Consider the following 266-nt stretch of genomic DNA (forward strand, 5'->3'; position numbering starts at 1 on the left):
CGTTAACCTTTTGAAGTTGACGATGCCTAGTACTGGCAAGTATGGGTTTCTGGAAAGCCCCGGCCCTTCGATCGACTTCGGAGATTCAGCGGCCTCCATAGCCAAGGACGCGGGTACCAATATAGGAACTTCTATTGGGTCAGTCGTCAATGGTGTGCTTGGCAGTGATAACGTACCAATTTCCTGAGGGCTGTAGGCATAACGCCAAAGGCAGGGTCGCTGACCAACACGTCGCAGAACTCGAATGATGGAGCCAACAATACGGT

Annotated in this window: 1 protein-coding gene; it reads left to right on the forward strand. The window is 51.9% G+C overall.

The window, feature by feature from the left end; translation table 11 throughout:
- On the forward strand, positions 1-187 hold a 187-nt coding region (locus AC1RPX_RS07995; RefSeq protein ID WP_481763366.1), incomplete at its 5' end, for a hypothetical protein.
- Positions 188-266 lie beyond the last annotated feature (79 nt).

It is taken from the genome of Dellaglioa sp. CoH-56-MRSF-14 (genome assembly GCF_056782115.1).